This is a genomic window from Serratia sp. CoH_134_PS_4, from assembly GCF_058190535.1.
In genome coordinates this window covers 66,610-78,709 of sequence record NZ_JBXWKI010000001.1, presented here as the reverse complement: position 1 = coordinate 78,709, position 12,100 = coordinate 66,610, and the positions used below count along the sequence as shown (strand labels likewise).

Genomic DNA, 12,100 nt, shown 5'->3' with positions numbered 1-12,100 from the left:
GAAAGCTCCCGCCCTGGTGTTCTTTGATTACGTCAGTACCGTCTCGTCACGCCTACTCAAAGGTATAAGAAACGCTCACTCCGCCGCCCCAGTTTCTCCCCGGAGCCGGTTCGTAGTAACGTCCATTGCCTTCATTGACGATCACCGAACCTACGTATTGTCGATCGAACAGATTGTCCACCCGACCGAAAACATTCAGCATCCAGTTTCCCATCGGATAACGGTAGCCGGTATTCAAGCCCACGGTTGTGTAGGCCGGAGCCTGTTCAGTGTTGGCATCGTTCACCTCGATGTCACTCATATAGCGAATCTCCGCACCGGCATACCAGCCTTCCGGTGGGGACCAGGCCAGCGAAGCATAGCCCATGTTGCGTGCGATGCCCGGCATACGGTTGCCACTGGGCACCTTGTTCGCCGCCGAGCACTGGCTGTCCCCGCAGACATCATCGCGGTAGCGTGCATCCAGCAACGTCCAGGCCAACTGCACCCGCCAGTCGTAAGCGAACTGCTGATCCAGTGCCAGCTCCAGCCCGCGTCTGCGGGTTTGCCCGGCATTTTTGTAACTGGTGCGCCCGTTGCTGCTTTCATCTACCACAATTTCATTGCGTGTGTCGGTCTGGAAAACGGCTGCGGTCAACAAGCCATTGCCAATACGGGTTTTACTGCCCAACTCCACCGTGTCACTGGTCGCAGGCTGTAAGCCAAAGTTAAGCCCAGCCTGATCGCCGGAGCGGTACGACAGCTCATTAATGGTCGGTGTTTCAAAGCCGCGACCGGCTGACAGATACAGGTTCCAACCGCTCATCACGGCATAGTTGAGGGAGCCGGCCGGCAGCCACTGGTGATAGCTGGCGCTGCCACTGTCATCGCCGTTACTGCCGGTGATGTAGTGATCGTTGGAGTCGAAATTGACGGTGCTGTAACGCATCCCCACATCCAGCGTCAGTTGTTGGGACAACTGCCACGACGTTTGCAGGTATGGGTCCACATTCCACATCAGGTTGCGCTCGTTCCGACGCAGCGCACCCTCAGTGCCCAGTTCCGTAACGCCATTAACCCGAGTAAAGTTTTCATACCCTTTGCGCTGTTCGGTCATGGTTTCATAATCCAGCCCACCGGTCAGGGTATAAGGCACGCCCAGTTCGCCACGGTGCGTCCAGCGAGTATCAATCCCCTGATAGTGACGCGTCAGGTCAATCACTCCGCCAGGATGCTGCGCGCTGCGTTGTTGCACCGCAACCGGTATCGACTGATATTGCGTGGTTTCACGCTCGCCGGCGTACATCATGATGCTCAAGTCATCATTGACGCCCATTTGGCGCTCGTAATGCAAACCTGCCTGGGTTTGCGACGTGCTTTTACGCGTATTGTACTGATCGGCGCGTGGCGCCTGCCGGGGATTATCATGCCATTCGGCTGACGTCAGGCCACCGGGATCATTGGCATTGATATCGACACTGTTGAACAGCAGCGTAAGCGTGCTGACATCATCGATGCGCACGCCCAGCTTGGCATTACCAAGATTTTTCTGCGCACCGCTGTGATCGCGGAACCCCTGAGTGGTGAAACGCGTGCCTGAAATGGTGTAGTTAACATCACCCGCGTGGGTTCCGTCACCGGTTGCCCCGGTCGCCTTGACGCCATAGCGCCAGGTGCCGTAACTGCCAAAGTATGAACTGGCCTCAAGGCGGGTGGGCTGTTGGCCGGTTTCGGTTTCCACGTTCACCATACCGCCAGACGCGTTGCCGTAAAGTGCGGAAAATGGCCCGCGCAACACTTCCACTTTTTCGACCGAATTCAGATCTATGTTCGACGTTTGCCCTTGCCCATCAGGCATGGTGGCAGGAATGCCGTCAACATAAATACGCACTCCGCGCACGCCATACATTGAGCGTGCGCCAAAACCGCGCACCGATAACTGCAAATCTTGCGCATAGTTCTGGCGATTTTGGATTTGCAGACCAGGCACGCTACCCAGGCTTTCCGACAGGTTGATCTGCGGCCGTGCTTCACGGATTTGATCGCCAGTGACCACGCTAACGGCCGCCGGGGTTGAGAGTTCAGAAAGACCGCTGCGCTTGGCAGTGACCACCATGGTCTGTTCGCTATCCTTGTCCTGCGCAAAGCTGGCAGAAACAGGCAGTAGAGCCGGAATAACCAGCGCTGAAACTGCCAACCGGTTTTTATGAGTGCTTTTCATCAGGAGAATGCCGTTAAAGGGACAGAATGATATGAACCATTTGGAACGTTATGGCCAACATGTTAATGCTTTTAACAAAAAATGAAAATAGTTAGCCTAATTAAAGCCCGGTCCATCAATAGCGCAAGGCCACTGTTGATTTTAATTAACCGAGGTTCATCGTGAAGAGCTGAAATAAGGAGGCGGGGAAGTCCCCGCCCAATGAGATGTAATTTATGCCTTTAGCAGCCCGCTACCCAGGTAATCATTGGCGTCTTTTACCCCCGGCAGCGCAAAGAAATAGCCGCCACCGATAGGTTTGACATACTCTTCCAGTGCCTCGCCGTTCAGGCGTTTTTGCACCGTCAGGAAGCCTTTTTCCAGATCGGCCTGGTAGCACACAAACAGCAGCCCCATTTCCAACTGGCCGGAATTGGATACGCCGATCGAATAGCTGTAACCACGGCGCAACAGCAAATTGCTCTGCGTTTGTGGCGTACGCGGGTTCGCCAGACGGATGTGCGCATCCATCGGGATCATTTTGCCCTCGGGATCTTGGGCGTAGTTCGGCTCGTCATGCTCATGCTTCATGCCAAGCGGCGCACCACTGTGCTTCTCGCGCCCAAAGATGGTTTGCTGTTCCTGTAACGGTGTGCGGTCCCAGAACTCGACGTGGAAGCGGATAATACGCGCAGCCTGATAGCTGCCCCCCACCGCCCACGCAGGTTCCCCGGCGTTGTCAGCCACCCACACCACCTGGTCCATCAGCGGTTTGTCGTCGGTTTTCGGGTTGGCGGTACCGTCCTTAAAGCCCAACAGGTTGATCGGCGTTTCTTTGCCTTTGCTGCGGGCAGCATGAGCGGATATAAATCCTTCGCGCTTCCAGCGCACGCTGAGCAGATCCGGCGAATGCTTGATAATGTCACGCAATGCATGGATCACCGTCTCATTGGTATTCGCGCAAATCTGCAACACCAAATCGCCGTGGCACAGGCTGGCATCTAATGAATCGTTGGGGAAACGCGTCATTTTCTGCAATCGCAGCGGTTTGTGCGCCTGCAGACCGAAACGCTCGTCGAACAACGAGGTCCCAACCGACACGGTGATGGTCAGGTTATCGGGATAAATCTCCGGCCCCATAATGCCCGAATCGAGCGGTGGCAGCTTGGGATCAACCTCCGGGGCCTTCCCGCCCGTGGTCAAAAAGGCAATGCGGGTGGTCAGCAGCCGAAATAGCCGCTCCAAATCCTGCTTGTTGCTTGCCAGTACGTCGAACGCCACCAGCATCATTGCCGCCTGCTGCGGGGTGAGAATACCGGCCTGATGTACACCATAGAAGGGTTGCTTCTGCCAACGTTCATCCTGCGGTACCGCCAGCGGTTCAGCGGCGCTATCTTTTGCCTGAGCCAAACGGCTGCTGCCCAACGCCAAAACGCCGAGCCCTAACCCTTGCAGCAAACGCCGACGCGACGGTGACGCCGCGCCCTGGGGTTGCTGATGCGGCCCGTTTTCCGGGCCGATCTTGTTACTCATAGTGCTTTGCCTCAATCCAGACCCAGAACGCCACGCAGTTGTGACAGGTCTTCCGCCAGGGTGGTGATTGGCCCCTTCATGGCTTTGCGATCGGCATCCGTCAGCTTCTCGTAAGACTCATAACCCTCTTTGGTTTTATATTTCGCCAAGATGGTATCCACAGTTTTGAAGTTGGCGTCAATCTTGTCCAACAACGGCTTGTTGGCCTTAACCAACAGCGGGCGCAGCAGGTTCACAATTTTTTGTGCACCGTCGACGTTGGCCTGGAAGTCCCACAGATCAGTACGGCTATAACGATCTTCTTCACCACTGATTTTGCTCGCGGCCACTTCCTCGATCAAACCGGCTGCACCACCGACCACTTTGCTTGGCGGGAAGGTCAAATCGTTCACGCGTTTTTGCAGTTCAACGGTGTCGTTATACAGTTGCTCCGCGTATTTGCTCATGTCTTTGGTGGTGTTGTCGGCAAACAGCGCTTTTTCCAGACGGTGGAAACCGGTGAATTTCGGATCTTCCGCTTTCTTCTCGTAATCATCTTCACGGGCATCGATACTGCCGTCCAGATCAGAGAACAGCTCAGCAATAGGTTCAATGCGCTCGTAGTGTTGACGTGTCGGGGCATAGAGTTTGCGCGCCAGCTCCACGTTGCCGGCTTTTACCGCATCGGTGAACAGTTTGGTCTGTTTGACCAGCCCTTCCACTTCCTTGGTCACGTAAACTTTATATTCAGCAATCGGCCCAACCAAATCCATCGCATTAGGTTTGCCGTCAGTGGCCGCGCCGGCAGCAGCCGTCACGATCAATTTACCCTTCGGATTACTGAGCAGGCCGCAGGTCATGTCGTACTCACCCGCATCGAGATTGGCCGTCATTTTCTGAGTGAAGCCCGGCGCGATATTCTCGCGCTCTTCCACCACCATCACCCCTTTCAGGATTTCCCATTCAACGTTTTTCTGGCTGGTGTTGTGCACCACAAATTGGGTTTTACCGGCCGGCACGGTCAATTGCATCGGCTCACACTGTTTGTCGTTTACGGTTATCTTTACCTGCGGCACGTCCGCCGCTAAGGCGTTGGTGCTCAGCGCGAACGCCGGGAGAGCCAGTAATGCTGCGTGCAACGCCTTGCGGCGGAATAACGGAGTAGACATACAAGATTCCCTCTTAAATTAATGATTGATTTTACGTTGCGCCGAAACCGCAGCCGGTTCCGCACGCTGCGGCAGGAAAAAGAAAATCAGAGCCGGGATCAGATACAAGAAATAGACCACCACTTCACTCACCGTCGGTGCTTCCTGGTAGCCGAAGATCCCCTCAAGCAGGGTGCCAAACAGTGAATGGGTTGAAAGGTGGTTGCTGAAATCGAAGGCAATATCCTGGAAATGGTTCCACAGCCCGGCCTCGTGGAAAGCACGAATCGCGCCTGCGGCCAGACCGGCAGCAACGAACAGAATAAACAGGCTGGTCCATTTGAAGAATTTGGCCAGGTGCAGCTTCACACCGCCCCAGTAGATCACCATGCCCAGAATGATCGCGGCAACCAGGCCCAGCACCGCACCGATCGGGGCCGCAATCCCCACGTCTTGCTGGAAGGCCGCCAGCAGGAAGAACACCGACTCTAGCCCTTCGCGGGCAACGGCAAAGAACACCATCGCCACCAGCGCCCAGCCCTGGCCTTTGCCGGAGTTGAGCGCATTGTCGATCGCCCCTTCCAGATGCACCTTGACCGACTTGGACACTTTACGCATCCAGAACACCATATAAGTCAGGATAAACACGGCCACCACGGCGACAATGCCCTCGAACAGTTCTTGCTGCTTCTGGGGGAATTCACCGGTGGTTTCATTGATGAAAATGCCAAGCGCCAGGCACAGGGCAGCGGCAACAATCACCCCTATCCATACCACACCTAGCCATTGACCCCGCTGCGTGCGTTTTAGGTAGCTGGCGATCAGGCTGACGATTAACGCAGCCTCCAACCCCTCACGGAACATGATAAGGAAGGGAACAAACATAAGTAATAACCCCTAAAAAGGCATCTGCTGCAAAGCGCCCGCACGCCGAAACGGCGGCAACGCCAATGTAAAGAAAAGTAAAACACAACGATAGTGATTATCATTCTGGCTGGCGGAAATACAAGAGCGGCAAGGGTGATTTTTTCTAATCAAATGTCGCCAGTTGTTTCAGGCAGAGGGCAGCAAGGCGAGAAATGACAAAGGACGCATTAAGCGTCCTTTGGTCTTGCACGACGAGAGCGTTAAACGGTTTTGAACTCGGCTTCAGCCTGTTCGAAACGTTCGGTAATGGTCGTCGAAGGTTTGCGCCCCATCAGGCTCACCACGACGATAGCGACGCAGCCAAGCAGGAAGCCAGGGATAATTTCATACAGCCCCAACCAGGCAAAGTGTTTCCAGACGATCACGGTGCCCGCTCCCACCAGCATACCGGCCAATGCGCCATTACGCGTCATGCGTGACCACATCACAGAGATCAGGACGACCGGGCCAAAGGCCGCGCCGAAACCGGCCCACGCGTAGCTCACCAGACCCAATACGCGGTTTTCCGGGTTTGCTGCCAGTGCGATAGCCACCAACGCCACGACCAGCACCATGATACGCCCTACCCACACCAGCTCACGTTGGCTGGCACCTTTGCGCAGGAAGGCTTTGTACAGGTCTTCGGTAATGGCACTTGAACAAACCAGCAGTTGGCAGCTCAGGGTGCTCATTACGGCCGCCAGAATCGCCGACAGCAGAATGCCCGCAACCCACGGGTTGAACAGAATCATCGCCAGTTCGATAAACACGCGTTCGCCGTTCTGCGACACATTACCCGCCAATTCCGGGTTGTTGGCGAAGTAGGCAATGCCGAAGAAACCAACGGCAATGGTGCCAGCCAGACACAGAATCATCCAGGTCATGCTGATACGGCGTGCGCTGCGGATAGTGCGGTGAGAGTCTGCGGCCATGAAACGCGCCAGAATGTGTGGTTGACCGAAATACCCCAAGCCCCAACCCAGCAGCGAAAGAATGGCCACAAAGTTCAGGCCTTTCAGCATGTCGATATTGGCCGGATTCTTCGCCTCAATCACCAGCATTGACGTGTCGATACCCCCAACGGCAAAGATTACAATCACCGGCGTCAAGATCAGCGCGAAAATCATCAGGCTGGCCTGTACGGTGTCAGTCCAGCTCACCGCCAGGAAACCGCCAATAAAGGTATAAAGGATAGTGGCAGCAGCGCCGGCCCACAGCGCCGTTTCGTAGCTCATCCCAAAGGTGCTTTCGAACAGGCGCGCGCCGGCCACGATACCGGAGGCACAATAGATGGTGAAGAATACCAGGATGACAATGGCTGAAATCACCCGCAACATCTTGCTGCTGTCTTCAAAACGGCTAGTGAAATAATCCGGTAACGTTAGGGCGTTATTGTTGGCCTCGGTGTGAACACGCAGCCGCCCCGCCACCAGTTTCCAGTTAAAGTAAGCGCCGATCGTCAGGCCAATGGCAATCCAGCTTTCTGAAATGCCGGACAGGAAGATGGCGCCCGGCAGGCCCATCAGCAACCAGCCGCTCATATCTGATGCGCCGGCAGAGAGCGCGGTCACTACGCTACCCAAGCTACGACCGCCCAGAATGTAGTCGTCAAAGTTATTGGTTGCCCGGTAGGCAAGTAAGCCGATTAACACCATCCCGAAGATATACACCAGGAAAGTCACCAGCATTGGTGTGCTCATTGTCATGAAATTCTCCACTCTCATTATTATTTCGCGCTGTATTGCGATAGTTACTGCTTGCCAATCCGCCGGAACGTGGCGAAATGCGGACACCCCGCAGGTGAAATATAGTTTCCACCCGTAATTGTCTGACCGCTGGCTATCCTAGTTGACCTTTTCATTACCCAACAAGACATTTAACAACAAAGTTACACAAAGTTTACCCTGCGTCACATTTAACCGCTCTCAAAGTTGCACCAGCCACACCCCGAAAGAGTTGCACCTCATACAAACGCGGCCTTACCCCTGAAATTACTGGGGATAACACGCCTAAATACCCTATTCACCCCCGTTGTTTATCCTGTCTGTCAAAAGCAGCAGCAAGAACCGTGCCGGTTATCGATGTTAAAAAACTGATGAAACTCACACTTCGCTCATCAGCTTGATTTAACAAGGTTGCACAAAGTTGCAACATGCAGGATATTGTCTGCATTCATCACAGCACACAACGCACGAACCTATCCCCACAGGCTATTTGGCCCGCAGTGTGTATAGCCTGATGGGATAGGTTCTTAAACACAGGAGTTGGATTGGCATGGGCACTACCACAATGGGCGTGAAGCTCGACGAGGCAACGCGCGATCGCATCAAAAGCGCAGCACAGCGTATCGATCGCACGCCACACTGGCTGATCAAACAAGCCATCTTTAATTATCTCGAACGTCTCGAGAACGGTTCCGATATTCCTGAAATTCCTGCACTTGCCGCCGCCGGCCAGGCCGAAGCGGACGACATTATGCCGCAAGTGCAAGAAGAGTCCCACCAGCCATTCCTTGAATTTGCAGAACAGATTCTGCCCCAGTCGGTTAACCGCGCTGCCATCACGGCGGCTTATCGCCGCCCTGAGACCGAAGCGGTGCCGATGTTACTTGAACAAGCGCGATTACCTGCCGATCTTGCCAAAGCTACCCATAAGATGGCTTACAGCATCGCAGAAAAATTGCGTAACCAAAAAAGTGCAAACGGCCGCGCCGGGATGGTGCAAGGTTTGCTGCAAGAGTTCTCGCTTTCCTCACAGGAAGGCGTTGCGTTGATGTGCCTGGCAGAAGCCCTGCTGCGTATTCCAGATAAGCCAACCCGTGATGCGCTGATCCGCGACAAAATCAGCAACGGCAACTGGCATTCCCACCTCGGCCGCAGCCCGTCTCTGTTTGTTAACGCCGCCACCTGGGGCCTGCTGTTTACGGGCAAACTGGTGTCGACCCATAACGAAGCTAACCTGTCTCGCTCATTGAACCGTATTATCGGCAAAAGCGGTGAGCCGCTGATCCGCAAAGGCGTGGATATGGCGATGCGCCTGATGGGTGAACAATTCGTTACCGGTGAAACCATCGCCGAAGCGCTGGCTAACGCCCGCAAGCTGGAAGATAAAGGTTTCCGCTACTCTTACGACATGTTGGGTGAAGCTGCCCTGACCGAAGCTGACGCCCAGGCTTATCTGGTGTCCTACCAGCAAGCCATCCACGCGATCGGCAAAGCTTCCAACGGCCGTGGCATCTATGAAGGCCCGGGTATTTCGATCAAGCTTTCTGCACTGCACCCGCGCTACAGCCGCGCGCAGTACGAACGCGTCATGGAAGAGCTTTACCCGCGCCTATTGTCACTGACGCTACAAGCGCGCCAATATGACATCGGCATTAACATCGATGCCGAAGAAGCCGACCGTCTGGAAATCTCACTCGATCTGCTGGAAAAGCTGTGCTTTGAGCCACAATTGGCAGGCTGGAACGGCATTGGTTTCGTTATCCAGGCCTATCAGAAACGTTGCCCGTTCGCCATCGATGCGGTGATCGACATGGCACAACGCAGCCGCCGCCGTCTGATGATCCGTCTGGTGAAAGGCGCTTACTGGGACAGCGAGATCAAACGCGCCCAAATGGACGGTCTGGAGGGCTATCCGGTATATACCCGCAAGGTCTACACCGACGTTTCCTATCTGGCCTGCGCGCGCAAACTGTTGGCTGTGCCAAATTTGATTTACCCACAGTTCGCTACTCACAATGCCCATACCCTGAGCGCCATTTACCATTTGGCGGGCAATAACTACTACCCAGGTCAGTATGAGTTCCAATGCCTGCACGGCATGGGTGAACCCCTGTATGAGCAAGTCGTGGGTAAAGTGGCTGACGGTAAGCTGAACCGCCCTTGCCGTATTTATGCCCCGGTCGGCACCCATGAAACGCTGCTGGCGTATCTGGTACGTCGCCTATTGGAAAACGGCGCCAATACCTCATTCGTTAACCGCATCGCCGACGCCACGCTGCCGCTCGACGAGCTGGTTGCCGATCCTGTCAGCGCAGTCGAAGCTCTGGCTGCGACGGAAGGTCAAATTGGCCTGTCGCATCCACGCATCCCGCTACCACGCGAACTGTACGGCGAGAAACGCACCAACTCCAGCGGCCTGGATCTGTCCAACGAACAGCGTCTGGCCTCCTTGTCCAGCGCACTCTTGACCAGCGCCACGCATCCATGGCGCGCAGAGCCAATTATCGACGCTGAGCTGGATCAAGGTGTTGAGCAACCGGTGATTAACCCTGCCGAACCGGGCGATGTCGTCGGTTACGTACGTGAAGCCACCGAAGCGGAAGTCAGCCGGGCGCTTGATGCCGCCGCCGCCGCCGGCCCAATCTGGTTTGCTACCCCACCGTCCGAACGCGCCGCGATCCTTGAACGCGCCGCTGAACTGATGGAAGGTCAGTTGCAGAGCCTGCTGGGTATTCTGGTACGCGAAGCCGGTAAAACCTTTAATAACGCCATCGCAGAAGTCCGTGAAGCGGTCGATTTCCTGCATTACTACGCAGGCCAGGTACGTGATGACTTCGCCAATGACAGCCATCGCCCACTGGGCCCGGTCGTCTGTATCAGCCCGTGGAACTTCCCACTGGCAATCTTCACCGGCCAGATTGCCGCGGCACTGGCAGCAGGCAACAGCGTGCTGGCCAAACCGGCAGAACAAACCCCACTGGTTGCCGCGCAGGCCGTGCGTATTCTGTTGGAAGCCGGTATTCCGCAAGGCGTGCTGCAACTGCTGCCAGGCCAGGGCGAGAGCGTTGGTTCGGTACTGGTTAACGATGCCCGCGTCCGCGGTGTGATGTTTACCGGTTCTACCGACGTCGCCGGTATCCTGCAGCGCAGCATCGCCGGCCGTCTGGATCCGCAAGGGCGTCCAACCCCGTTGATCGCCGAAACGGGCGGCCTGAACGCCATGATCGTGGACTCTTCGGCGCTGACTGAACAGGTCGTAACCGACGTAGTCGCTTCCGCTTTCGACAGCGCTGGCCAGCGTTGCTCTGCCCTGCGTATCCTGTGCATTCAGGAAGACGTGGCAGATCACACGTTGCAAATGTTGCGCGGTGCGATGGCCGAGTGCCGCATGGGTAACCCGGAACGCCTGTCTACCGATATCGGTCCGGTGATCGATGCCGATGCCAAAACCGGTATCGAACGCCATATCCAGGCGATGCGCGCCAAAGGCCGCAAGGTTTATCAGGCAGCGAAAGGCAATGCGCAGGATGAGAAAGAGTGGTCACGCGGCACCTTCATCAAACCAACGCTGATCGAACTGGACAGCTTTGATGAGCTGCAAAAAGAGATCTTCGGCCCAGTGCTGCACGTGGTCCGCTTCCAACGCACCAATCTGGAGTCGCTGGTCGATCAGATCAACGCCGCCGGTTATGGCCTGACGCTGGGTATCCACACGCGTATTGATGAGACCATTGCCCGCGTGACTGAGCGCGCCAAGGTCGGTAACCTGTACGTCAACCGCAACATGGTCGGTGCAGTCGTCGGCGTGCAGCCGTTCGGCGGCGAAGGCCTGTCCGGCACCGGTCCGAAAGCTGGTGGTCCGCTGTACCTGTATCGTTTGCTGGCTAACCGCCCGGATGACGCCGTACAACGCACCCTAAACCGTCAGGATGACGAACGCCCGCTGGAAGCCACCGCACGACCACAGCTGCTAAAAGCACATCACGCGCTGGAACAATGGGCAATGGCCGATAAACAACCGGAACTGGTTGCCTTGGCACAGCGTTACGCCGAATTGGGCCAAGGTGGCACCATGCGTCCTCTGCCAGGCCCGACCGGCGAACGCAATACTTATGCCCTGCTACCGCGTGAGCGAGTTCTGTGCCTGGCCGATAACGAGGCCGATGCCTTGACGCAGTTGGCGGCGGTATTGGCAGTAGGCAGCAGCGTGTTGTGGCCAGAAGCCGAGCTGCAACGCAGCCTGTATCGCCGCCTGCCGGCAGCCGTTCAGGCCAGCATCAGCTTCAGCAAAGATTGGCAGCAGGATAAGGTCGAATTCGACGCCGCCATTTACCACGGCGACGCCGATCAGTTGCGTATCCTGTGTGAACAAATCGCCCAGCGCAGCGGTGCAATCGTGTCAGTGCAGGGCTTTGCCCACGGCGAAACCAATATCCTGTTGGAGCGCCTGCTGATAGAACGCTCGCTGAGCGTGAATACCGCCGCCGCCGGCGGCAACGCCAGCCTGATGACGATCGGTTAATCGGTAGCACGCCTCCAATCTGCGAACCTTCCCGCAAACCCTGCACTCATGCAGGGTTTTTTATTGTCTGTACCACAGCAGAACGCTAGCGTATCAATCTCGTTGCCAA

General features: G+C 55.9%; 6 protein-coding genes. 1 reads left to right on the top strand and 5 read right to left on the bottom strand.

What is annotated here, in order from left to right; translation table 11 throughout:
- Window positions 1–52: 52 nt before the first annotated feature.
- The 5 genes from pqqU to putP all read right to left on the bottom strand — a co-directional run bounded on the left by pqqU (window position 53) and on the right by putP (window position 7,451).
- The gene (pqqU, locus tag AC2FCQ_RS00405; protein WP_490308152.1) at window positions 53–2,200 is read right to left on the bottom strand and encodes a TonB-dependent receptor PqqU; all 2,148 of its coding nucleotides are present in this window, start codon (window positions 2,198–2,200) and stop codon (window positions 53–55) included.
- A gap of 213 nt (window positions 2,201–2,413) precedes the next feature.
- Window positions 2,414–3,712, bottom strand: a complete 1,299-nt coding sequence (gene efeB, locus AC2FCQ_RS00400; protein ID WP_490308151.1) for an iron uptake transporter deferrochelatase/peroxidase subunit — start codon at window positions 3,710–3,712, stop codon at window positions 2,414–2,416.
- An 11-nt stretch (window positions 3,713–3,723) separates the two neighbouring features.
- The gene (efeO, locus tag AC2FCQ_RS00395) at window positions 3,724–4,860 is read right to left on the bottom strand and encodes an iron uptake system protein EfeO (protein WP_209635499.1); all 1,137 of its coding nucleotides are present in this window, start codon (window positions 4,858–4,860) and stop codon (window positions 3,724–3,726) included.
- Between the two features lie 18 nt (window positions 4,861–4,878).
- Window positions 4,879–5,724, bottom strand: a complete 846-nt coding sequence (efeU, locus tag AC2FCQ_RS00390) for an iron uptake transporter permease EfeU (protein ID WP_209635501.1) — start codon at window positions 5,722–5,724, stop codon at window positions 4,879–4,881.
- A gap of 242 nt (window positions 5,725–5,966) precedes the next feature.
- Window positions 5,967–7,451, bottom strand: coding sequence for a sodium/proline symporter PutP (gene putP / locus AC2FCQ_RS00385; protein ID WP_265553825.1), 1,485 nt, complete (start codon window positions 7,449–7,451; stop codon window positions 5,967–5,969).
- Between the two features lie 568 nt (window positions 7,452–8,019).
- Here putP and putA point away from each other — a divergent pair.
- Entirely contained in the window at window positions 8,020–11,991 is a 3,972-nt protein-coding gene (gene putA, locus AC2FCQ_RS00380) for a trifunctional transcriptional regulator/proline dehydrogenase/L-glutamate gamma-semialdehyde dehydrogenase (RefSeq protein WP_490308150.1), read from the top strand.
- Window positions 11,992–12,100: the final 109 nt, after the last annotated feature.

Excerpts from the sequence above, each read along its gene's own strand:
- efeU (WP_209635501.1), bottom strand. The coding sequence starts at position 5,724 with ATGTTTGTTCCCTTCCTTATCATGTTCCGTGAGGGGTTGGAGGCTGCG.
- putP (WP_265553825.1), bottom strand. The coding sequence starts at position 7,451 with ATGACAATGAGCACACCAATGCTGGTGACTTTCCTGGTGTATATCTTC.
- pqqU (WP_490308152.1), bottom strand. The coding sequence starts at position 2,200 with ATGAAAAGCACTCATAAAAACCGGTTGGCAGTTTCAGCGCTGGTTATT.
- efeB (WP_490308151.1), bottom strand. The coding sequence starts at position 3,712 with ATGAGTAACAAGATCGGCCCGGAAAACGGGCCGCATCAGCAACCCCAG.
- efeO (WP_209635499.1), bottom strand. The coding sequence starts at position 4,860 with ATGTCTACTCCGTTATTCCGCCGCAAGGCGTTGCACGCAGCATTACTG.
- putA (WP_490308150.1), top strand. The coding sequence starts at position 8,020 with ATGGGCACTACCACAATGGGCGTGAAGCTCGACGAGGCAACGCGCGAT.